The sequence below is a fragment of the Streptomyces caatingaensis genome, assembly GCF_001187435.1.
Classification (GTDB): domain Bacteria; phylum Actinomycetota; class Actinomycetes; order Streptomycetales; family Streptomycetaceae; genus Streptomyces; species Streptomyces caatingaensis.
Genome location: NZ_LFXA01000017.1, coordinates 910894 through 931806, shown reverse-complemented (window position 1 = coordinate 931806; position 20913 = coordinate 910894). Strand labels below are relative to the sequence as shown.

The 20913-nt window shown below is 73.5% G+C and carries 19 protein-coding genes and 1 tRNA gene; 10 read left to right on the top strand and 10 right to left on the bottom strand.

What is annotated here, in order from left to right:
- Window positions 1–25: 25 nt before the first annotated feature.
- The 7 genes from AC230_RS26645 to galU form a co-directional block, all read right to left on the bottom strand.
- Window positions 26–99, bottom strand: a tRNA-Ala gene (locus AC230_RS26645).
- A gap of 97 nt (window positions 100–196) precedes the next feature.
- Window positions 197–1249, bottom strand: coding sequence for a divisome protein SepX/GlpR (gene sepX / locus AC230_RS26640; protein ID WP_049718817.1), 1053 nt, complete (start codon window positions 1247–1249; stop codon window positions 197–199).
- 151 nt (window positions 1250–1400) lie between these two features.
- The gene (locus AC230_RS26635) at window positions 1401–2075 is read right to left on the bottom strand and encodes a GNAT family N-acetyltransferase (RefSeq protein WP_078871579.1); all 675 of its coding nucleotides are present in this window, start codon (window positions 2073–2075) and stop codon (window positions 1401–1403) included.
- Window positions 2072–2566: a MogA/MoaB family molybdenum cofactor biosynthesis protein gene (locus tag AC230_RS26630; RefSeq protein ID WP_078871578.1), complete on the bottom strand. Its 495-nt coding sequence runs from the start codon at window positions 2564–2566 to the stop codon at window positions 2072–2074. The genes AC230_RS26635 and AC230_RS26630 overlap by 4 nt, the downstream gene beginning before the upstream one ends.
- A complete protein-coding gene (moaC, locus tag AC230_RS26625) occupies window positions 2563–3054 on the bottom strand; it encodes a cyclic pyranopterin monophosphate synthase MoaC (protein ID WP_049718816.1) in 492 nt (163 codons plus the stop codon). Before moaC ends, AC230_RS26630 begins: the two co-directional genes overlap by 4 nt.
- 80 nt (window positions 3055–3134) lie before the next feature.
- On the bottom strand, window positions 3135–4442 hold the full coding sequence (gene glp, locus AC230_RS26620; RefSeq protein WP_049718815.1) for a molybdotransferase-like divisome protein Glp: 1308 nt from the start codon (window positions 4440–4442) through the stop codon (window positions 3135–3137).
- A gap of 4 nt (window positions 4443–4446) precedes the next feature.
- The gene (gene galU / locus AC230_RS26615) at window positions 4447–5349 is read right to left on the bottom strand and encodes a UTP--glucose-1-phosphate uridylyltransferase GalU (protein ID WP_049718814.1); all 903 of its coding nucleotides are present in this window, start codon (window positions 5347–5349) and stop codon (window positions 4447–4449) included.
- Window positions 5350–5430: 81 nt separating this feature from the next.
- Here galU and AC230_RS26610 point away from each other — a divergent pair, with 81 nt between their 5' ends.
- The gene (locus AC230_RS26610; protein WP_107082239.1) at window positions 5431–6015 is read left to right on the top strand and encodes a 5-formyltetrahydrofolate cyclo-ligase; all 585 of its coding nucleotides are present in this window, start codon (window positions 5431–5433) and stop codon (window positions 6013–6015) included.
- Window positions 6016–6091: 76 nt separating this feature from the next.
- Here the strand turns inward: AC230_RS26610 and AC230_RS26605 are convergent, their stop codons facing one another.
- Window positions 6092–8959 carry a penicillin acylase family protein gene (locus AC230_RS26605; protein WP_049718812.1) on the bottom strand — a complete coding sequence of 956 codons (2868 nt, stop codon included), beginning with the start codon at window positions 8957–8959 and terminating at the stop codon, window positions 6092–6094.
- A 272-nt stretch (window positions 8960–9231) separates the two neighbouring features.
- On the opposite strand from AC230_RS26605, the gene AC230_RS26600 reads away from it, so the two are divergent.
- The 5 genes from AC230_RS26600 (at window position 9232) to mscL (ending at window position 14655) form a co-directional block, all read left to right on the top strand.
- Window positions 9232–10746: a potassium/proton antiporter gene (locus AC230_RS26600; RefSeq protein ID WP_241833372.1), complete on the top strand. Its 1515-nt coding sequence runs from the start codon at window positions 9232–9234 to the stop codon at window positions 10744–10746.
- A 188-nt stretch (window positions 10747–10934) separates the two neighbouring features.
- Complete coding sequence (locus AC230_RS26595) at window positions 10935–12218, top strand: MFS transporter (RefSeq protein WP_049718811.1); 1284 nt, start codon at window positions 10935–10937, stop codon at window positions 12216–12218.
- A 66-nt stretch (window positions 12219–12284) separates the two neighbouring features.
- Complete coding sequence (locus AC230_RS31560) at window positions 12285–12593, top strand: FmdB family zinc ribbon protein (RefSeq protein ID WP_078871576.1); 309 nt, start codon at window positions 12285–12287, stop codon at window positions 12591–12593.
- 204 nt (window positions 12594–12797) lie between these two features.
- On the top strand, window positions 12798–13673 hold the full coding sequence (locus AC230_RS26590) for an S-methyl-5'-thioadenosine phosphorylase (RefSeq protein WP_049718810.1): 876 nt from the start codon (window positions 12798–12800) through the stop codon (window positions 13671–13673).
- Window positions 13674–14175: 502 nt separating this feature from the next.
- Window positions 14176–14655 carry a large conductance mechanosensitive channel protein MscL gene (mscL, locus tag AC230_RS26585; RefSeq protein ID WP_049718809.1) on the top strand — a complete coding sequence of 160 codons (480 nt, stop codon included), beginning with the start codon at window positions 14176–14178 and terminating at the stop codon, window positions 14653–14655.
- Window positions 14656–14679: 24 nt separating this feature from the next.
- On the opposite strand, the gene AC230_RS33200 is transcribed toward mscL, so the two are convergent.
- Window positions 14680–14841: a hypothetical protein gene (locus tag AC230_RS33200; RefSeq protein ID WP_198535614.1), complete on the bottom strand. Its 162-nt coding sequence runs from the start codon at window positions 14839–14841 to the stop codon at window positions 14680–14682.
- Window positions 14842–15186: 345 nt separating this feature from the next.
- On the opposite strand from AC230_RS33200, the gene AC230_RS26580 reads away from it, so the two are divergent.
- The 3 genes from AC230_RS26580 (at window position 15187) to AC230_RS26570 (ending at window position 18250) form a co-directional block, all read left to right on the top strand.
- On the top strand, window positions 15187–16419 hold the full coding sequence (locus tag AC230_RS26580; protein ID WP_049718808.1) for a low temperature requirement protein A: 1233 nt from the start codon (window positions 15187–15189) through the stop codon (window positions 16417–16419).
- Between the two features lie 33 nt (window positions 16420–16452).
- Window positions 16453–17583, top strand: coding sequence for a P1 family peptidase (locus AC230_RS26575; protein WP_049718807.1), 1131 nt, complete (start codon window positions 16453–16455; stop codon window positions 17581–17583).
- Window positions 17584–17662: 79 nt separating this feature from the next.
- Window positions 17663–18250 carry a GNAT family N-acetyltransferase gene (locus tag AC230_RS26570; RefSeq protein ID WP_049718935.1) on the top strand — a complete coding sequence of 196 codons (588 nt, stop codon included), beginning with the start codon at window positions 17663–17665 and terminating at the stop codon, window positions 18248–18250.
- A gap of 61 nt (window positions 18251–18311) precedes the next feature.
- Here the strand turns inward: AC230_RS26570 and AC230_RS26565 are convergent, their stop codons facing one another.
- A complete protein-coding gene (locus AC230_RS26565; protein WP_241833371.1) occupies window positions 18312–19817 on the bottom strand; it encodes an MFS transporter in 1506 nt (501 codons plus the stop codon).
- Window positions 19818–19911: 94 nt separating this feature from the next.
- On the opposite strand from AC230_RS26565, the gene AC230_RS26560 reads away from it, so the two are divergent.
- Window positions 19912–20874: a helix-turn-helix transcriptional regulator gene (locus AC230_RS26560; protein ID WP_049718805.1), complete on the top strand. Its 963-nt coding sequence runs from the start codon at window positions 19912–19914 to the stop codon at window positions 20872–20874.
- Window positions 20875–20913 lie beyond the last annotated feature (39 nt).

Genomic DNA, 20913 nt, shown 5'->3' with positions numbered 1-20913 from the left:
GAGCTAACTCAAGAACGGCCCGTTGTGGACCTGAGGGGATTTGAACCCCTGACCCCCTCGATGCGAACGAGGTGCGCTACCGGACTGCGCCACAGGCCCTTGCAACGAGTGAAACTCTAGCACCCCGACCGGCCAGGAAGAAAATCGCCCTCCGGCCGCCCCCTCGCAGGTCAGGGCGTGGGGGCCGGAAGGCGCGTCAGCCGTTGGCCGCGCGCGGGTGGTCCTCGTCGGCGTACTGGTCGAAGAGCGGGGTGCGGCCGCGCTCGCGCGGGCGGCGGCGGGGGCGGGCGGCGCGGCGGTCCTCGGCCGGCTTGCGGTCGAGGGCCGGCTCGGCGGTGCTGGAGCGGGCGGCGCTCCAGGTGTCCGGCGCGCCCAGCTCGGCCGCGCCGCCGGCGCGGGGGGCGACGGGCGCGGTGACGTACGTGGGCAGCGGGACGGGCACCGGCTCCCAGCCGTCCTCGCCCTCGGTGCCGCGGTCGCGCTGCTGGTCCACCCACTCGGCGTGGTCGGTCTGCTCGACGAGGGCGCGGCGGCCCGCGCTGGGGGACGGGGGCGCCGGCGCCTCACCGGCGGCGGGGGCCGGATGCCGGACGGTGTCGGAGGGGGCGGGGGCGGCGACGGTCGTGGGGTCCGCCGCCTGGTGAGGGCGGGCGCGGCCCTCCCGCAGCCGCTGGGCGGCCAGCTCGGCGCGGCGCTGGTCCATGACGAAGGCGAACCGCCGCCGCTCCTGGATCCGCAGGTAGCAGATGTACGCGCTGAGGAGCACCGCCGGGATGCCCGGGGCCCACAGGAACGCCACCCCGCCCACGCCCGCGACGACCGCGCCGAGGGTGAAGGCGAGGAAGAGGACGACGGTGGTGCGGCGCCGGCGGGCGAGCACCTTGGACCGGCGCGCCCGCTCGGCGGACGCGGCGGCCGACGCCGGGGACGCCCGGTCGGGCGCGGGCGCGCCGGAGGGCCGGACGGCGACCGTCTCGGTCGCGGCGTCCGGCTCGGCCGCCGGGGGTCCCGTCTCCGCCTCCGGGCCCGGGGCGGGCGCGTCGGCGGAGCCGGACGCGGCACGCCCCTCGAGTTCCTTGGCGTAACGGCGCTCCATGCCCGCCCGTCCGGACAGCAGCCGGATGGCGGTGCTGAAGCGTTCCGTCGGACGGGCTTCGTTGAGCTCGTCCTGCCTACGGAGCCACATCGGCACCAAGTAGGCGGCCCAGGCCCCGACGATGACTGCGTAGATCAGGCCGCTGCTGCTCACACTGCACACGGTAGAGGGGCGCGCTCAGCTGATTCCGCCAATTGGCGCGGTGTGTCGCACGAATCGGCTCATAGCTCGAACTTTTTTTGTGATTGTTCGGTTCCGTGTCGCTCGAAGGCGGCCATTCGACGGGAAAATTCGAATACCTGTTTTATTTCTTCGTTTCCCGCCGGCCGTCCTGACGGGCGTCCCGGGGCGCGTCACGGTGCGCGTCACGGTGCGCGTCCCGCGTGCGGTGCCAGCGGGAGACCAGCCCGTCCGCCGCCTCCTCCGCGGTGAGCGCGTAGACGAGGTGGTCGCGCCAGTCGCCGTCGATGTGCAGATAGCGCGGGCGCAGGCCCTCCTCGCGGAAGCCCAGCTTCTCCACGACCCGGCGGCTGGGCGCGTTCTCGGGGCGGATGCAGACCTCGACGCGGTGCAGGCCCAGGCCGCGGAAGCAGTGGTCGACGGCGAGCGCCAGCGCGGTCGGCATCACCCCGCGGCCGGCCACCGCCTCGTCCACCCAGTAGCCGACGTGCGCCGAGCACATCGAGCCCCAGGTGATCCCGGCGACGGTGAGCTGGCCGGCGAGCTGGTCACGGTACTCGATGACGAACGGCAGCATGCGCCCGGCGTGGGCCTCGGCGCGCAGATGACGGACCATCTGCCGGTAGGTGGGGCGGCGGCCGGGCCGGGCGCCGGGCGGGGGCGGCGGGACGGTCGCCTCCCAGGGGCGCAGCCAGTCGCGGTTGCGCCGGTTGACCTCGCGCCAGGCGCGCTGGTCGCGCATGCGGATCGGGCGCAGGACCACGTCGCCGTCCGCGAGGGCGACCGGCCAGGCGCTCATCGCGGGGCCCGGGGGTCCGGTCCGGGGTGGTCGCCGCCGCGCAGCTGGTCCACCGCGTGCGGCAGCAGCCGGGTCAGGACGGCGAGACCGTCGCGCACCCCGCCCGTCGAACCGGGCAGGTTGACGATCAGCGTGCGCCCCGCCACGCCCGCGAGCCCGCGGGAGAGCGCGGCCGTGGGGACCTTGGCCAGCCCCTCGGCCCGGATGGCCTCGGCGATGCCGGGCACCTCGTAGTCCAGGACGGCCCGGGTGGCCTCGGGGGTGCGGTCGGTGGGCGAGATGCCGGTGCCGCCGGTGGTGAGCACCACGTCGTACGCCTCGGCGACGGCGGCGCGCAGGGCCGCCTCGACCGGCGCGCCGTCGGGCACCACGCGGACGTCCGCGACCTCGAAGCCCAGCGCGGCCAGGCCGTCGGCCAGCAGGGGGCCGCCGCGGTCGGGGTAGACGCCGGCGGCGGCGCGGTTCGAGGCGGTGATCACCAGGGCTCTCACGGCCGCCGCCAGTCGCCGGACGCGCCGCCGGTCTTCTCCTCGACCCGGACGTCCGTGATCACGGCCGCCTTGTCCACGGCCTTGACCATGTCGACCACCGTGAGCGCGGCCGACGAGACGGCGGTCAGCGCCTCCATCTCCACACCGGTGCGGCCGGTGGTGCGCACGGTGGCGGTGATCTCCACGGCGTCGTCGGCGACCGCCAGGTCGACGGTGACGCCCGTCAGCGGCAGCGGATGGCAGAGCGGGATGATCTCGGGGGTGCGCTTGGCGCCCATGATCCCGGCGATCCGGGCGGTGGCGAGGGCGTCGCCCTTGGGCAGGCCCTCGCCGCGCAGCAGCTCCACCACGCGCGGCGAGACGAGGACGCGCCCGCTCGCCCTGGCGGTGCGGGCGGTGACGTCCTTGCCCGAGACGTCCACCATGCGCGCCGCGCCCGCGTCGTCGAGGTGGGTGAGCCGGGCGGGTGGGTGCCGGTCGCTGCTCATCGTTCTCCCGGTCCGGGTCCGTGCGGTTGGGGTGGGCAGTCACCGTACCCGGAGTGGCGAGCGGCCGGTCGGCAAGGCCGTCAGTCGAGGAGGACGACGTCGACGTCCGCCCCGGCGGGGACGGCGGTGGTGTCCTCGGGGACGACGATCAGGGCGTTGGCGTGGGCGAGGGCGCCGACCAGGTGGGAGCCGGCGCCGCCGACGGTGGTCACGCGGCCGTCCTCGTACCGTCCCCGCAGGTACTGGCGGCGGCCCTGCGGCGAGGCCGTGACCGCCTCGGCGCAGGTCGCGCGCACGACGGTCCGGTCCTGGGGCGGGAGGCCCATCAGGGCGCGGACGGCGGGGCGGACGAAGAGCTCGAAGGAGACGTACGAGCTGACGGGGTTGCCGGGGAGGGCGAAGAGGGGGACGCGGTCGGGGCCGAGCCGGCCGAAGCCCTGCGGCTTGCCGGGCTGCATCGCCAGCCGGCGGAAGGCGACGCTGCCCTCGTCGCCGCTGAGCCCGGAGAGGGCCGCCTTGACGACGTCGTAGGCGCCGACGCTCACGCCGCCGCTGGTGACGACGGCGTCGGCGCGGACGAGCTGGTCCTCCAGGGTGGCCCGCAGGGTCTCGGGGTCGTCGTCGACCGCCCCGACACGGTAGGCCAGGGCGCCGGCCGAGCGGGCGCAGGCGGCCAGCAGATAGCTGTTGGAGTCGTGGATGCGGCCGGGGGCCAGCGGCTCCCCGGGCGGGACGAGCTCGCTGCCGGTGGACAGGACGACGACCCGGGGGCGCGGCCGTACGGTCACGGTCGCGCGGCCGATCGCCGCGAGGAGGCCGAGCTGGGCGGGGCCGAGGACGGTGCCGGCGGCGAGCGCGAGGTCGCCCGCGGCGACGTCGCTGCCCCGCGCGCGGACGTGGGCGCGGGCGGCGGCGGGCCGCAGGACGCGGACCTCGCCCAGGCCGCCGTCGGCGTCCGGGCGCCGGGCGGACATCGTGGTGGCCGGGCCGCCGCCCAGCCCGCCGTCCGTCCACTCGACGGGGACGACCGCCTCCGCGCCGGGCGGCAGCGGCGCCCCGGTCATGATCCGGGCCGCCTCGCCGGGGCCGACGGCGGGCGGCTCGCCGCCGCCCGCGGCGACGTCGCCGACGACCCTGAGCACCACCGGGAACTCCTCGCTCGCGCCCTCGACGTCGGCGGCCCGCACGGCGTAGCCGTCCATGGAACTGTTGTCGAAGGGCGGCAGGGCGGCGGGCACGGTGACGTCCTCGACGAGCACGCAGCCCTGGGCGTCCAGGAGTTGGAGCTCGATGGGCTCCAACGGGCGGATCCTGCCCAGGATGTCGGCGAGGTGCTCGTCCACGGACCAGAGGCGGTCCGCGGCGACGGGCGAGGCGGTTTCGGTCAAGGCGCTACATCTCCTCGGTGACGTACCGGCGGAGCCAGGCACGGAAGTCCGGCCCCAGATCCTCGCGTTCGCACGCCAGTCTGACAATGGCGCGCAGGTAGTCGCCGCGGTCACCGGTGTCGTAGCGGCGCCCCTTGAACACCACGCCGTGCACCGGGCCGCCCAGCCCCGGCTCGGCGGCGAGCGCCTGGAGCGCGTCGGTGAGCTGGATCTCGCCGCCGCGGCCGGGCGGGGTCTCGCGCAGCACGTCGAAGATCGCCGGGTCGAGCACATAGCGGCCGATCACCGCGTAGTTGCTCGGCGCCTCGGCCCGCTCGGGCTTCTCCACCAGCCCGGTGACCTCCACGACGTCCTCGGCGTCGGTCGGCTTGACGGCGGCGCAGCCGTAGAGGTGGATCTGCGACGGCTCCACCTCCAGCAGGGCGATGACGCTGCCGCCGCGCCGCCGCTGGATGTCCACCATCCGCGACAGCAGCGGATCCCGGGCGTCGATCAGGTCGTCGCCCAGCAGCACGGCGAACGGCTCGTCGCCCACGTGCGGCGCCGCGCACAGCACGGCGTGGCCCAGGCCCTTGGGGTCGCCCTGGCGGACGTAGTGCATCGTGCCGAGGTTGCTGGACTCCTGCACGCGCGCCAGGCGGGAGGCGTCGCCCTTGCGCCGCAGCGCCTCCTCCAGCTCGTAGTTCCGGTCGAAGTGATCTTCCAGCGGGCGCTTGTTCCGACCGGTGATCATGAGGACGTCGGTCAGGCCGGCCTGCACCGCCTCCTCCACCACGTACTGGATCGCCGGCTTGTCGACGACCGGCAGCATTTCCTTGGGGGTGGCCTTGGTGGCCGGCAGGAAACGGGTACCGAGACCGGCGGCAGGAATGACAGCCTTGCTGATCCGACGTCGCGCGTGAGTCATGGGGCGAACACTATCCGTTGCGAATGGGTGGAAGATGCGGCTCCACCGAGTATGAACCGAGAAAAGGAGTTTGTACGAACAATGGGCAAGTCCGATGTCGGCAAGGCCGACTTGCGGCGAACGCTGCTCGACCGGCGCGCGGCGCTGAGCGCCGAGGCGGTCGCGGGGGCGCAGGAAGCGCTGGGGCGGCGCGCGCTCGATCTCCCGGAGCTCGCGGGGGCCTCGACCGTGGCCGCGTATGTGTCGATAGGCCGCGAGCCCGGCACGCGCGCACTGCTGGAGGTGCTGCGGGGGCGGGGGGTGCGGGTGCTGCTGCCGGTGCTCCTGCCGGACAACGATCTCGACTGGGGGCTGTACCGGGGGCCCGGCCATCTCGTCCGTGCCGGCCGGGGGCTGCTGGAGCCGGACGGCGACCGGCTCGGGGTCTCCGCCGTCACGGAGGCCGACGCCGTGCTGCTGCCGGGGCTCGCGGTGGACGGGCGGGGGGTGCGGCTGGGGCGCGGGGGCGGGTCGTACGACCGGGTGCTGGCCCGGCTCTCCCGGCCGGGGCCGGCGCGGGTCGTTCTGCTCTACGACCACGAGGTGGTCCCTCGCGTGCCGGCGGAGGCGCACGATCAGGCGGTGGATGCGGTGGTGACGCCGGGGGGTGTGAGGCGGTTCCGCTGACGCGCACGGTTGTCCTCCGACGCCGGACGGGCTGCATGCAGCCCGTCCGGCGTCGGAGGACAAACCCTGCGGCCGGCTACGGCCGCAACGTCAGCGAATCCTCCGTCGCCTTCTTCACCGCTCCGGCCGAGTACGCCCAGGGCAGCAGCTCGCCCTTGGCCCACATGTCCGTCTGGTCGTAGTAGTGCGCGTTGTACGCGTGCCCGGACGCCCCGGTCAGGTTGATCCAGCGCGACTTGTCGAAGTCGTCGAGGTTGACGACCATCCGCATGGACGGGACCCAGAGGACGTCGTAGCCCCCGGCCGCGTTCCACCCGGCCGCGTTGACCGCGGCCTCTCCGCCCGCGAGGTTCCACGGACCGCGGTTGAGCAGCCAGCGGACGACGGACGGACCTTCCTTGCCCAGCGTCTGGTTCTTCAGGTTCAGCTGGTGCAGGCGGCCCCAGCTCCAGGAGGAGACGTCCTTGCCGAGCCGGGAGGTCAGCTCCCAGCGCGCGTCCTTCATGGCCCGGGCCAGCAGCTCGTCACGGTTCTTCGAACCGGGGTTGGCGCGCGTGCCGTTCGTCTTCCACCACGCGTCGTCCGGCTTGTCGATGATGCTGCGGACGACCTCGAACCAGCGGTCGCCGCCGTCCGGCTGCGCCTCGTCCGGCTCGCGCTCGCCGCACTCCACCACCCAGCGGGCCTTGCCGTCGAGGTCCTCCTTGGGGCCGGCGTCGTTGGCCGGACGCACCCGCAGGCACTGGCCCTTGACGCGGAGCTCCTTGGGGAGCTTGTTGCCGAAGGCGAGCTTGAGGGTGTTGCGCCAGACGGCGTTGAAGTAGGCGGCCGCGGCCGAGTCGGCGTCCTGGTGGTAGTCCCAGTCCTTCAGCAGGTCCTGCGCCTCGCGCAGGTACTTGGTCTCGCGCTCGTTGGGGCCCTTGAGCTTGACCTTGAGCAGATAGGGGGTCAGCAGCCTGGCGATCTCGCTGCTGTTGTCCATCTGCATCTTCTGCATGTCCTCGGTCGAGATCTTCCCGCCGTCCTTGATCTTCGACTGGATGAGCTCGTTGATGCGCTGGCTGCGGACGCCGTATCCCCAGTCGGAGGTGAGCGGCAGGGGGTACTTCTTGTCGACGACGGCCTGGTTGGCGGTCACGATGTAGCCGCGCTTGGGGTCGTAGTCCCAGGGCAGCGCGGACTGCGGGATGTAGCCCTTCCAGCTGTAGGCGGGATCCCAGCCGGGCGCGGGCAGCCGGCCGTCGTGCTTCTTGGAGCGCACGGGGATGCGGCCGGGCGCCTGGTAGCCGATGTGGCCCTTGGTGTCCGCGTAGATCAGGTTCTGCGAGGGGACGGCGAAGTCGGCGGCCGCCTTGCGGAACTCGGCGAAGTCCGCGGCCCGGTCGAGGGCGAAGACCGCGTCCATGGTCCTGCCCGGCTCCAGGGCCGTCCAGCGCAGGGAGACGGCGTAGCCCTCGGCGCGGTCCGGGGCGACGCCCTTCACGGGCGCGTCCTGGCCGACCTTGGTCAGCTCGTCGTTGCGGTCGGAGACGATCGGGCCGTTGTCGGTGGAGCGGATGGTGAACTCGCGGTCCTTGCCGCCCGCGACCTTGATGGTCTCCTTGCGGGTGCGCAGCGGCTTCTGCTTGCCGCCGAACTGGTAGGTGCCGTCCGGGGAGACCTTCTCCAGGTAGAGGTCGGCGACGTCGGCGCCGAGGTTGGTCATGCCCCAGGCGATGTCCTGGTTGTGGCCGATGACGACGCCGGGCATGCCCGCGAAGGTGTAGCCGGCCACGTCGTACGGGCACTGCTCGCCGGTCTTGGTGCAGTGCAGGCCCATCTGGTACCAGAGCGAGGGCATCTGCGGCGCGAGGTGCGGGTCGTTGGCGAGCAGCGGCTTGCCGGTGGTCGTGTACTTGCCCGAGACCACCCAGGAGTTGGAGCCGATGCCGTTGCCGTTCGGGCCCAGCAGCGCCGGGATCTGCCCGAGCGTCTTCGACAGGGCGGACAGGCCGGTGTGCAGCCCGCCGGTGGCGGAGGAGCCGCCCGGAGTGCCCTTGTTCGTCCCGGTGTTGGCGGAGCCGCCGGGCGTACCGCCGTTGCCGGAGGCCCCATTGGCGGTGCCCTGCGGGGCGCCCTGCTGCGTCCCCTGCCGGGTGCCCTGGAGGGCCGACGCGGAGGAGGACGGCGTGCCCTTCGGGTCGAACTCCCTGGCCAGGCCGTCGTAGCCGCCGCCCTCGACGATCGGCTTGTTCCGGTCGTACGGGTACGTCGGGTACAACTGCTCGATCTGCTTCGCGTCGAGCCGGGTCGAGGCGAGCGAACGGTCGATCTCGTCCCGCAGGTTGGCGCGCAGGTCCCAGGCCATCGCCTTGAGCCAGGCGACCGAGTCGACCGGGTTCCACTTCTCGGGCTTGTAGTCGTTCTCGAACTCCAGGGCCGCGTACTCCACGGACAGCGACTTGCCCTGGTGGTCCTTGAGGTAGGCGTTGACGCCGTCGGAGTACGCCTGGAGGTACTTCTTGGTGGTCTCCGAGAGCTTGGTGTCGTACTCCTCCTGCGCCACCTTCCGCCAGCCCATGGTGCGGATGAAGGCGTCGGTCTCCACCTGTCCGGAGCCGAACATCTCGGAGAGGCGGCCCGCCGTCAGATGCCGCCGGACGTCCATCTCCCAGAACCGGTCCTGCGCCTGGACGAAGCCCTGCGCGCGGAAGAGGTCCTCGACGTTGTCCGCGTAGACCTGGGGGATGCCGTTCCCGTCGCGCTCGACCCGCACCTGGCCCTTGAGGCCCTTCAGCTGGATCGTGCCGGTGGTCTCCGGGAAGGAGGCGCGGACGGTGTCGACGCCCCAGTACGCCCCGTAGCCCGTGCCTCCCACGAGCAGCAGCGCGAGGCTGATCCCGAGCAGGCGGGCGCGGCGTCCCTTCTTTTTCTTGCCGGAAGGGCCGGTGTTGTTGGAGGGCATCGCTGTCCTTCGCGGGGCCGGGTGGTCCTGGAGTGCTGGAAGCAACCATAGGCGCAGGGGGCCCGGCGGCCGGACGCGGAGTCGGCACCACCGCTGGGGGCGGCCCACGGCCGGACCGCCGGACCGCGTTAAGAACCCGTAAAATGTTAGGAGAGGAAACGAAATTCCGGTCGGCCACAGAACGTTTCGCCGTGCCACGACCGGAGTTCTAGTGAAGGGAGCGGCCCCTGACTGTCCACCACCTCAACGAACTCCTGCTCGTCTGCTCGCTCGTGCTGCTGGTCGCGGTGGCGGCGGTACGGGTCTCCTCCCGCAGCGGGCTCCCCAGCCTGCTCGTCTATCTGGGCATCGGCGTCGCGATAGGCCAGGACGGCATAGGCGTCAGCTTCGACGACGTCGGCCTGACCCAGGTCCTCGGCTACGCCGCGCTCGTCGTGATCCTCGCCGAGGGCGGACTCGGCACCAAGTGGCACGAGGTCAAGCCCGCCCTGCCCGCCGCCGCGGTCCTGTCGACCGCCGGCGTCGCGCTCAGCGTCGGCGTCACGGCCACCGCCGCGCACTATCTGGCCGGTGTCGAGTGGCGCCAGTCACTGATCATCGGCGCGGTCGTCTCCTCGACCGACGCCGCCGCCGTCTTCTCCGTCCTGCGGAACGTTCCCCTCCCGTCCCGGCTGACGGGCGTCCTGGAGGCCGAGTCGGGCTTCAACGACGCCCCCGTCGTCATCCTCGTCGTCGCCTTCTCGGCCGCCGGCCCGGTCGAGCACTGGTATCTGCTCCTCGGCAAGATCGCGCTGGAACTGGCCATCGGCGGGGCCGTCGGCCTGGCCATCGGCTTCCTCGGCGCGTACGGCCTGCGGCACATCGCCCTGCCCGCCTCCGGCCTCTATCCGATCGCCGTCATGGCCATCGCCACCGTCGCCTACGCGGGCGGCGCGCTCGCCCACGGCTCCGGCTTCCTCGCCGTCTACCTCGCCTCGCTGATCCTGGGCAACGCCAAGCTGCCGCACTGGCCGGCCACCCGCGGGTTCGCCGAGGGGCTCGGCTGGATCGCGCAGATCGGGATGTTCGTCCTGCTCGGTCTGCTGATCACCCCGCACGAGCTGGGGGACGACATCGTGCCCGCGCTCGTGGTCGGGCTGGTGCTGACGATGGTGGCCCGGCCGGTGTCGGTCTTCCTGAGCACCGCCCCGTTCCGGCTGCCCTGGCAGGAGAAGGCGCTGCTGTCCTGGGCCGGGCTGCGCGGCGCCGTGCCCATCGTGCTGGCCACCATCCCCATGGTGGCGGGCGTGCCCGAGGCGCGGCGGATGTTCAACATCGTCTTCGTCCTGGTGATCGTCTACACCCTGGTGCAGGGCCCGACGCTGCCGTGGCTGGCCCGCCGCCTCGCCCTGGGGAAGACCGAGGCGGAGGACCTGGGCATCGAGTCGGCACCCCTGGAGCGGCTGCGCGGCCACCTGCTGTCGGTCGCGGTGCCCGAGGGGTCGCGGATGCACGGCGTCGAGGTCGCGGAGCTGCGGCTGCCGGCCGGCTCGGCCGTCACCCTGGTCGTCCGCGAGGGCACCAGCTTCGTCCCGGGGCCGGCGACCGTGCTGCGGCGCGGGGACGAGCTGCTGGTGGTGGCCACCGACCCGGTGCGCGACGCGACCGAGAAACGGCTGCGGGCGGTCGCCGAGGGCGGCAAGCTGGCCGGCTGGCTGGGAACCAGCGGCACCGAGGACGGGACGGCGGTTGCCGGTTCCGGGAAGGGCGGGCGGAAACGGACGCCGGGTATGGTAGGGAAGAACTAAGTTCATCCTGCTCAAAACATCGAACCAACTCTGCCTGATGCAGGGCTGGCGCGACCGCACGGCGGCCGCGGCCGCGACAAGGCGGCCGGAGCGGTATCTACCACGGTCCTGCGCGAGAGGACAGCTCTCGGCGCGCTCCGTGCGGCGACCGTCCGGGGCGTGCTACCAGGCGGCGGAAAGGCCAGGCCGTGGCAGGCACGGTCAACGAATCCGCCGGGGCCCGTCCCGGGTACGGCCAGTTGCTGCGCACGCGCGGCGCCTGGACGTTCCTGCTCCCCGGCTTCCTGGCGCGACAGCCGTTCGCGATGCTCACCATCGGCATCCTGCTGCTCGTCCAGAACACCACCGGCTCGTACACCACGGCGGGCGCCGTCTCGGCGACCGCCGGTGTGTCGATGGCGCTCTTCGCGCCGCAGGGCGGCAAGCTCGCGGACCGCTTCGGACAGGCCGCCGTGCTGCTGCCCGGCGTCGTCGTGCACGCGGCCGCGATCTCGCTGCTGATCACGCTGGCGCTGTCGCACGCCCCGCTGTGGGCGCTGTTCGCGGCGGCGGTGCCGGCCGGTGCGTCGACCCCCCAGATAGGCCCGATGGTCCGGGCGCGCTGGGCGGCCAAGCTGACGGGCTCGCCGCTGATGGCGACCTCGGCCGCCTTCGAGTCGGTGACCGACGAGTTCACGTTCGTGATCGGTCCGGTGCTGGCCACCGCGCTGTGCACGGGCGTGCACCCGTCGGCGGGCCTGGTGGCCGAGGCGCTGCTGACCGTCGTCGGCGGCCTGCTCTTCGCCTCGCAGCGGCGCACCCAGCCGCAGCCCGGCCGCACCTCCGGGACGGGCGGCCGCGAGAAGGGCGCCTCGGCGCTGTCGGTGACGGGCGTGCGCGTCCTGGCCGTGATGTTCCTCGGCATCGGCTCCGTCTTCGGCGGCATGCAGATGTCGATGGCCGCCTTCACCGAGAAGATCGGCGAACCGGGCCTCAACGGCGTGCTGTACGGGGCGTTCGCGGCCGGAAACATGATCGCGGGCGTCGTCGTCGGCACCGTCGCCTGGCGCAGCGCCCCCCAGCGCCGGCTGCTGGTCGCCTACCCGCTGCTCACGCTGGCCACGACGCCGCTGTGGGCCGCGGGCTCCGCGCCGGTGCTGGGCGCCCTCGGCCTGATCACCGGCATGTGCATCGCCCCGGCGCTGATCACCGGTTTCACCCTGGTCGAGAAGCTGGTCCCGGCCGGGGCCCGGACCGAGGCGTTCACCTGGCTCACCGGCTCGGTGGGCCTTGGCCAGGCGGCCGGTTCCCTGGTGGCCGGCAAGCTGATCGACAAGTTCGGCGCGCACCACGGCTTCCTGGTGCCCCTGTGCGGCACGGCGCTGGCGCTGCTCGTCCTGCTGGCGCTGCGGCGCAGCCTCACCCCTCCGGCGGAGGAGTCGGCCGTCGCGGCACGTGGGGTGGGTCACCGCGAGCCCGTCCCGGTGGACTGACGCGCGGGAATACTGCACTATGGAGCGTCGTTAGCACTCATCGAGTGAGAGTGCCAGGAGGAGCAAGTGCCGACTTACCAGTACCAGTGCACCGAGTGCGGCGAGGGCCTCGAGGCGGTGCAGAAGTTCACCGATGACGCCTTGACCGTGTGCCCGAGCTGCGACGGACGCCTGAAGAAGGTGTTCTCCGCGGTCGGCATCGTCTTCAAGGGGTCCGGCTTCTACCGCAACGACAGCCGGGGCACGTCGTCGAGCAGCAGCCCGGCGAAGTCGGCGTCCACGACGTCGTCGGCCTCCGCGTCGTCCTCGTCTTCGTCGTCGTCCTCGGCCTCGTCGAGCACCTCCTCGGCCTCGGCGAGCTCGTCGGCCGCCTGACGCACTCACTCCGGCAGCATCCTTCGACGGAGCCCGTCGCCTCTTCGGGAGGCGGCGGGCTCCGTCGTGTTCTCCGGCGGTGTCGGACGCCTCCGGTCCCGGGCGGGCTGCGCTCCCGGGCGGGCTCCGGTCCCGGGCGGGCTCCGGTCCCGGGCGGGCTCCGGGGCTTGATCGCGCTTCGGGGGCGGGGGCTAGGGTGACGCCATGGTCAACACGAGCACGGCCGATGCTCTCGGCCAAGGGACGGGTCCGCGCGCGGAGATAGGCGTCATCGGGGGCTCGGGGTTCTACGCCTTCCTCGACGACGTGACCGAGGTCACCGTCGAGACGCCCTACGGGTCGCCCAGCGACTCCCTCTTCCTCGGCGAGGTGGCGGGCCGCCGGGTCGCCTTCCTCCCCCGTCACGGCCGCGGCCACCACCTGCCGCCGCACCGCATCAACTACCGGGCCAACCTGTGGGCCCTGCGCTCGGTGGGCGTCCGCCAGGTGCTGGGCCCGTGCGCGGTGGGCGGCCTGCGGGAGGAGTACGGGCCGGGGACGCTCCTGGTGCCCGACCAGCTGGTGGACCGGACGAAGACGCGGGCGCAGAGCTTCTTCGACGGCGAGCCGCTGCCGGACGGCTCCGTCCCGGAGGTCGTCCATCTGCCGTTCGCCGACCCCTACTGCCCCGCCGGGCGCGCGGCGGTGCTGGCGGCGGCGCGCGGGCGCGACTGGGAGCCGGTGGACGGCGGGACGATGGTCGTGGTCGAGGGGCCGCGCTTCTCCACCCGCGCGGAGTCCCGCTGGCACGCGGCCCAGGGCTGGGCGGTGGTCGGCATGACCGGGCACCCGGAAGCCGCGCTCGCCCGCGAACTCGGCCTGCGCTACACGTCCTTGGCCCTGGTCACGGATCTGGACGCCGGCGCGGAGACGGGGGACGGTGTGACGCACGAGGAGGTGCTGCGGGTCTTCGCCGCGAACGTGGAGCGGCTGCGCGGGGTGCTCTTCGACGTGGTGGGCGTGCTGCCGGGGAACGAGGACCGCGGCTGCCCGTGCGCGGGGGCGCTCGACGGGCTGGAGCTGGGGATCGCCCTGCCCTGAGGCGGCGCCTCGTCCGTCAACCGTGGGCTGATCACTCACCCCTGAGGATGAGCGGGTTTTCCACAAGCCGCCGGCCGTCCACAGATTCCGGCCGGTTCCAGCGGGAGCCGGCCGGACCCGGGATCGTGGGGAGCGTCTCCTCCGAACTCCCCACGACGGGCGGTGGTCTGCCATGTCCCCTCTTCCTTCTCCCCCCTCCTCCCCAGCAGCGTCTCCCCCTCCCGGTTCCCGCCCGTCCTGGGCGCCGCCACCGGCGTGCGCGGTGCCGCACTTCGCGCCCGTGCGCGTCGGGCGCCGGCGTGGTGCGGCGGCCGGGTGGGTAGCGGTCGTGGCCGGGGTGGTGATCCCGTGTTCGGCGCTGCTGGCGTGCTGGGGGCTTCGCTGACCGGGCCTCCCCTGATCGTGTGCGCGGATTGGACACACCGGCCGGAGCATCTCGTAGGGTGTGCAGTCCGCCATTCCGGAAATTCCGGTGCAGACGAGTGCAGAAAGAGGCTGTTCGGTGAGCGAGAAGAGGACGGGGATCCTCGGGGGCTTCAAGGCGTTCCTGATGCGGGGCAACGTGATCGACCTCGCGGTCGCCGTTGTCATCGGCGCGGCGTTCACCAACATCGTGAACTCTGTGGTCAAGGGCGTGATCAACCCCATCGTGGGCGCCTTCGGCACCACCGACCTGGACCGTTACGCCGCCTGCCTCAAGGGGCCGTGCGCGAAGAACGCGGCCGGGGAGGTGACGAAGGGCGTCTTCATCCAGTGGGGTGCGGTGGTGAGCGCCTCGCTCACCTTCCTGATCACCGCGGCGGTGGTCTACTTCCTCATGCTGCTTCCCATGAAGCGCTGGCAGGAGCGCCAGGCGGCCCGCCGCCCCGCGGAGAGCGAGCCGGCCCAGCCGACGGAGATCGAGCTGCTGGCGCAGATCCGGGACACACTGCTCGAGCAGCGGCGCGGCCCCGGCACGGACTCGGTGCCCGCGCAGCGCTAGCCGCGCGGCCGGCCGCCGCCCGGCTCAGAGGTGGTGCGGCGGCTTCTCGTCCAGAAAACGGGCCAGATCACCGGCGTCCCCGCCCACCGGCCGCTCGCCCCACCCACGGTCCGTGTCATCCGCGGAGGGGCGGTCCAGCGGATCGTCGAAGACAAGGGCGGGCCTGGGTTCGGGGGTGGCGCTCATGGCTCCAGGGTACGGGGCCGGGGGGTGCGGAGCTGCCGGGCACAGGGCTGCTGGGTGCGGGGCTGCTGGGTGCGGGGCAGCCGGGCGCGGGGCAGCCGGGCGCGGCACCGCCGGGCACAGAACTGCCGGGCACAGAACTGCCGGGCACAGAACTGCCGGGCGCGGGGTCGCGGGGCGCGTGGTCGCGGGGCGCGGCATCCCCGGCTACACAGCCGCCGAACGCCGGGGGTCGGGGTGCGGAGCTGCCAGGCACAGAGCTGCCGGGTACCGGGCCGCCCGGCGCGAGGCCGCGAGGCGCGAGGCGTCCCGGTCGCGACCGGCCGTGCCCGAGGCGACAATCGCCGCATGAGCGATACGCCGCACCGGCCGCTCCGCAGCCACCAGGGCGTGCTGCGCCGGATGAGCACGCGCGGCCGCGAAGAGGAGCACCGTACGGCCACCCCGCTGGAGCTCTTCTTCGATCTGTGCTTCGTGGTCGCGGTGGCCCAGGCGGGCCGGCAGCTGGTGCACGCGCTGGCGGAGGGGCATCCGGGGCACGGCGTCCAGGGCTACGCGATGATCTTCTTCGCGGTGTGGTGGGCCTGGATGAACTTCACCTGGTTCTCCTCCGCCTACGACACGGACGACGTGCTGTTCCGCGGGATGACGCTGGTCCAGATCGCCGGGGTGCTGGTGCTCGCGGCGGGCGTGCCCCGCGCCTTCGACAGCGGCGACTGGCGGGTGGTCTGGTTCGGCTACCTGGTGATGCGGCTGGCGATGGTCGGCCAGTGGCTGCGCGCGGCGCTCTCCACACAGGGCGCGGAGCGGCGGACGGCGCTGCGGTACGCGGCGGGGGTGGCCCTGTGCCAGGTCGGGTGGCTGGGCCTGCTGCTCCTGCCCGGCGGCAAGCCGTGGCTGTTCCTGGGGATGGCGCTCTGCGAGACGGCCGTTCCCGTCTGGGCCGAGCGCCGGCGGCCGACCGGCTGGCATCCGCACCACATCGCCGAGCGGTACGGGCTGTTCACGATCATCGTGCTCGGCGAGACGGTCTCGGCGGCCACGGTCGCCGTCCAGTCCGCGGTGGACGAGCACCGGGCGCTCGGCACGCTGCTGCCCATCGCGGCCGGCGGGCTCCTGATCATCTTCGCCGCCTACTGGATCTACTTCGCGGTCCCGATCCATCTGCACCTGATCTCCAACAGGCAGGCGTTCCTGTGGGGTTACGGGCACTACCTGGTCTTCGGCTCGGCCGCCGCCATCGGCGCGGGCATCGAGGTGGCGATCGAGGAGGCCACCGGCAAGGCGCACGTCTCGGCGTTCGCGGCCGCCTCCACGGTCACCGTGGCCGCCGCGCTGTTCATGTTCACGGTGTGGCTGATCCACTCGCGGCACCAAAAACGCGGCCCGGTCCAGCAGTTGGTGCTGCCGGTCTCGGCGGTGCTGGTCCTGGCGTGCACGTTCGCCGCGCGCTGGGCGGTGCTCGCGGCCGGGTGCGTGGCGGCCGTGACGGTCGCGGTCGGCGTCACGCTGACGGCGCGGAGCGATACCGCGGACCGCCGGGCGGCGGAGGGCGGACGGCCGACGGCGTCCGGGGCCTGACTCCGCGGCGGGGCACCGTGATACGCATGCGCCATGACTGAGACCGGCAGCGCACACGAATCCGCCGCCGTGGGGCGGCACACCGTCACCACCGGCCCCCGGGACGCCCTCACCGACGTGACCGGGCTCCGGGTGGGGCACGCCCGCCTCACCGGGGAGCGGGCCCTGTCGGGGACGACGGTGGTCCTCACCGAGCCCGGCGGGGCGGTGGCCGCCGTGGACGTGCGCGGCGGCGGCCCGGGGACGAAGGAGACGGACGCGCTCGACCCGCGCAACCTCGTCCAGCGCGTCGAGGCGGTGGTGCTCACCGGGGGCAGCGCCTTCGGCCTGGACGCCGCGTCCGGGGTGATGGCCTGGCTGGAGGAGGCCGGCCGCGGGGTGCGGGTCGGGCCCGGCCCGTCCCAGGTGGTGCCCGTCGTCCCGGCCGCAGCCCTGTTCGACCTCGGGCGGGGCGGTGACTGGCGGGCCCGTCCGGACGCGGCGCTCGGCCGGGCGGCGGCCGAGGCGGCGGCCGCGACGGAGCCGGGCGCGCCCGTCGCCCAGGGCACCGTGGGCGCGGGGACGGGCGCCGTGGCCGGCGGCCTCAAGGGCGGCGTCGGCACGGCGAGCGCCGTCCTGCCCTCGGGGGTGACGGTGGCGGCGCTCGCGGTGGTCAACGCGGCGGGGTCGGTGGTCGATCCGGAGACGGGCGTGCTGTACGGGGCGGACCGGCGCACGCCCGTGCCGCCGGAGGAGCGGCACCGCGCGGCGACGGCCGCCCTCGCGGAGGCCCGCGCGGAGTCCGGGCGGCGGCTGGCCGCGTCGTCCCGCCCGCCGCTCAACACGACGATCGCCGTCGTGGCCACGGACGCCGTCCTCACCCGCGCCCAGGCGCAGAAGCTCGCCGGCACGGCCCACGACGGCCTCGCCCGGGCGGTGCGGCCGGTGCACCTGCTGACCGACGGCGACACGGTGTTCGCCCTCGCCACGGGGACGCGCCCGCTGCCCGCGGAGGAGGGCCTGCCGGAGGGGGTGGACTACGCGCTGGGCGCGGTGAACGGCATCCTGGCGGCGGGGGCGGACGTCCTGACGCGGGCCGTGGTGAAGGGAGTTCTGGCCGCGGAGGGCGTGGACGGCCCCGGGGGAGTCTTCCCGTCGTACCGCGACCTGTACGGGGACGCCTGAGGTCCCGCGGGAGGGGCCAACGGCCCCATGGCGGCCGGCCCTTGCCACCCGGGAGGCCCCGGGCTACCGTCCGGCCATGATCACCGCCACCCTCCCCACCCGCACCACCACCCTCACCGGACGCCACATCCGCCTCGAACCCCTCGTCCCGTCCCACACCGCCGATCTCTTCGCGGCGGGCGGGGGCGACGAGGACGTATGGCGGTGGACGCGGCACCGCACCCCGCGCACCGAGGAGGAGATGGGCGCGATCGTCGCGCGCCACCTCGCCGAGGAGTCGCTCGTGCCGTTCGCCGTCGTCCACCGGGACACCGGCCGGGCCGTCGGTGTCAGTTGCTACGCCGCCGCCTCGGCCGAGGGCGAGCAGGTGGAGATCGGCGGCACGTGGTACGGCCGCGCCCACTGGGGTTCCGCCGTCAATCCCGAGTGCAAACTCCTCATGCTGACCCACGCGTTCGAGGAGCTCGGCATGGGCCGCGTCGTCTGGAAGACGGACCACCTGAACGAGCGCTCGCGGCGCGCCGTCGCCCGTCTCGGCGCCGTCGAGGAGGGCACGTTCCGCCGCCACGTCCGGCGCCCGGACGGCACGTGGCGGGACAGCGTCTGGTTTTCGATGCTCCGCGACGAGTGGCCCGCCGCCAAGTCCCGCCTGGAACAGCGGATATGAGAACGGCGCGGCCCCGCCCGGAGGATCCGGACGGATGCCGCGCCGTACCGCGCCGCGCCGCTCAGGCGGCCACCGGCTCGCCCGCCGGCTCGGCGGCCGGAGCCGTCTCCTCCGCCTCCGCGGGGGCCGCCTTCGGGCGCCGCGGCAGCGCGTACATCAGGGCGAGGACGACACCGAGCAGCCCGGCGACCCACCACATCGCGTGCCGGAAGGCGTCCGCGAAGGCCGTCGCCGCCCGTCCCTTCGCCACCGCGCCCTCGTCGAGCACGCCGAAGAAGACGACGGACACCAGCCCGAGGCCGACCGCGTTGCCCAGCTGCTGCACGGTGTTGATCAGGCCGGACGCGGAGCCCGCGTGCTCGCGGGGCACCTCGGCGATGACCGCCTCGGTGAGCGGCGCCACGATCAGGCCCATGCCCGCGCCCATGACGACCAGCGGCAGGGCCATCTGCCAGGGCCGGATGTCCGCGCCGTAGTGCCCGGCCTCCCAGATGTAGGTCAGCACACCGGCCGCCATGACCAGCGCCCCGGCCTGGAGGACCTTCCGGCCGAAGCGCGGGACGAGCTTCTGCACGGACATGCCGGCGGCCACGGAGACCGCGAGCGAGAACGGGATGCCGGTCAGACCGGCGCGCAGCGGGCTCCAGCCCAGGCCGAGCTGCATGTACAGCGTCCAGCACAGGAAGAAGATGCCGCAGACGATGCCGAAGGCCAGCTGCACCCCGATGCCGCCCGCGAAGCTCTTCACGGAGAACAGCGACAGCTCGACCAGCGGCGAGCCGTCCTTCGCCTTCTTGTGCCGCTCGTAGCGGACGAACAGGGCGAGCACCACCGCGCTGCCGGCCATCGACAGCCAGCCCCACAGCGGCCAGCCCAGCTCGCGGCCCTGGGTGAGCGGGTAGAGGAACATCACGATGCCGAGCGTGGCCAGGGCGACGCCGGGCAGGTCCAGCTTGAGCGCGTCCGCGCTGCGCGACTCCGCGATGAAGCGGCGGCCGAGGATCAGGCCGGCGATGCCGACGGGCAGGTTGACGAGGAAGATCGGCCGCCATTCGAGGCCGAGGAGGTTCCACTCGGTGAGCAGCGCGCCGAGGATCGGCCCGGAGACCGCGCCGAGGCCGACGATCGCGCCGAACATGCCGAAGACCTTGCCGCGCTCGTGGGCGGGGAAGGTGGAGTGCACGATGGCCAGCACCTGCGGCACCATCAGCGCGGCCGTGCCGCCCTGCAGGATCCGGGAGGCGACCAGCACGTGCGGGTCGGCGGCGACACCGCAGAGCATCGAGGCGAGGGTGAAGCCGGACATGCCGATGAGGAAGATCCTCCGGCGGCCGAATATGTCGCCCAGCCGGCCCCCGGTGATCAGACCGGCGGCGAAGGCCAGCGCGTAGCCCTCGGTGATCCACTGGAGGACGCTGAACGACGCGCCCAGGTCCTTGCTGATGCTGGGCATGGCGATATTGACGATCGTCACGTCGACGAGGTCCATGAAGGACGCGGTCAGCACGACGGCCAGCGCGATCCAGCGGCGGCGGTCGAGGGGCGGATCGGTGCTCACGGAGCTCACGGGGCAGGGCCTTCCACTGTCGATTTCCAGGCGTGCCCCACGTTATCCAGCCACTAGGTCAAACGGTGTCCTACATTCCTGGCAGGCTGGGCGCATGACCGACACACCCGTACGGCTGCTGAACCTGCTCTCCCTCCTCCAGACCCCCCGCGAGTGGCCGGGCAGCGAGCTCGCCGAGCGGCTCGGCGTGAGCACCCGGACGATCCGGCGGGACGTCGAACGGCTCCGCGACCTCGGATATCCCGTACAGGCAACGATGGGAGCGGTCGGCGGGTACCGGCTGGCCGCGGGCGCGGCGATGCCGCCGCTGGTGCTGGACGACGAGGAGGCGGTCGCCATCGCGGTCGGTCTGCGGGCGGGCGCGGGCCACGCCGTGGAGGGCATCGAGGAGGCGTCCGTCCGCGCCCTCGCCAAGCTCGAACAGGTGCTGCCGTCCCGGCTGCGCCACCGCGTCACCGCTCTTCAGGCCGCCACCGTGCCCCTGACCTCGGGCGACGGCGCCAGCGTCGATCCGCGCACCCTGACCACGATGGCCTCGGCCGTCACCGGCCGGGAACGGCTGAGATTCGCCTACCGCTCCGGGGACGGCACGGAAACCCGGCGGCTGGTGGAGCCGCACAGCCTGGTGAGCACGGGACGCCGGTGGTACCTGGTGGCGTTCGACATCGACCGCGACGACTGGCGGACGTTCCGGGTGGACCGGGTGAGCGAGCCGTTCCCCACCGGGGCCCGCTTCGAGCCGCGCGAGCTGCCCGCCGAGAACGCGGCGGCGTTCGTCAGGGGCTCCCTCTCCCGCGACCGGCCCGCCTACCGCGTCGTGGTGACGCTGCGCTCCCCCGCCGCCTCGGTCGCGGCCCGCCTCCCCGCCACCATGGGCACGCCGGTGGCGGTCGACGAGGACAGCTGCCGGCTGGACGCGGACGTCTCCGACCCGCCGGAGTGGATGGCCTACCGGCTGGCCATGCTGGACTGCGAGTTCACGGTGCACGAGCCGCCGGAGCTGGTCGAGCGCATACGGGCGCTGGGCGCGCGGATCAGCCGGGCGGCGGACGCGTGACGGCGAAGGGCTCCCGGCCGCCCGGCCGGGAGCCCTCGC

Bases quoted from the DNA above. Each gene is read 5' to 3' on its own strand.
- moaC (WP_049718816.1), bottom strand. From the start codon at position 3,054: ATGAGCAGCGACCGGCACCCACCCGCCCGGCTCACCCACCTCGACGAC.
- AC230_RS26610 (WP_107082239.1), top strand. From the start codon at position 5,431: ATGGGCAAGTCCGATGTCGGCAAGGCCGACTTGCGGCGAACGCTGCTC.
- galU (WP_049718814.1), bottom strand. From the start codon at position 5,349: ATGACTCACGCGCGACGTCGGATCAGCAAGGCTGTCATTCCTGCCGCC.
- AC230_RS26580 (WP_049718808.1), top strand. From the start codon at position 15,187: ATGAGCGATACGCCGCACCGGCCGCTCCGCAGCCACCAGGGCGTGCTG.
- AC230_RS26635 (WP_078871579.1), bottom strand. From the start codon at position 2,075: ATGAGCGCCTGGCCGGTCGCCCTCGCGGACGGCGACGTGGTCCTGCGC.
- AC230_RS33200 (WP_198535614.1), bottom strand. From the start codon at position 14,841: ATGAGCGCCACCCCCGAACCCAGGCCCGCCCTTGTCTTCGACGATCCG.
- AC230_RS26590 (WP_049718810.1), top strand. From the start codon at position 12,798: ATGGTCAACACGAGCACGGCCGATGCTCTCGGCCAAGGGACGGGTCCG.
- AC230_RS26575 (WP_049718807.1), top strand. From the start codon at position 16,453: ATGACTGAGACCGGCAGCGCACACGAATCCGCCGCCGTGGGGCGGCAC.
- AC230_RS26605 (WP_049718812.1), bottom strand. From the start codon at position 8,959: ATGCCCTCCAACAACACCGGCCCTTCCGGCAAGAAAAAGAAGGGACGC.
- AC230_RS26560 (WP_049718805.1), top strand. From the start codon at position 19,912: ATGACCGACACACCCGTACGGCTGCTGAACCTGCTCTCCCTCCTCCAG.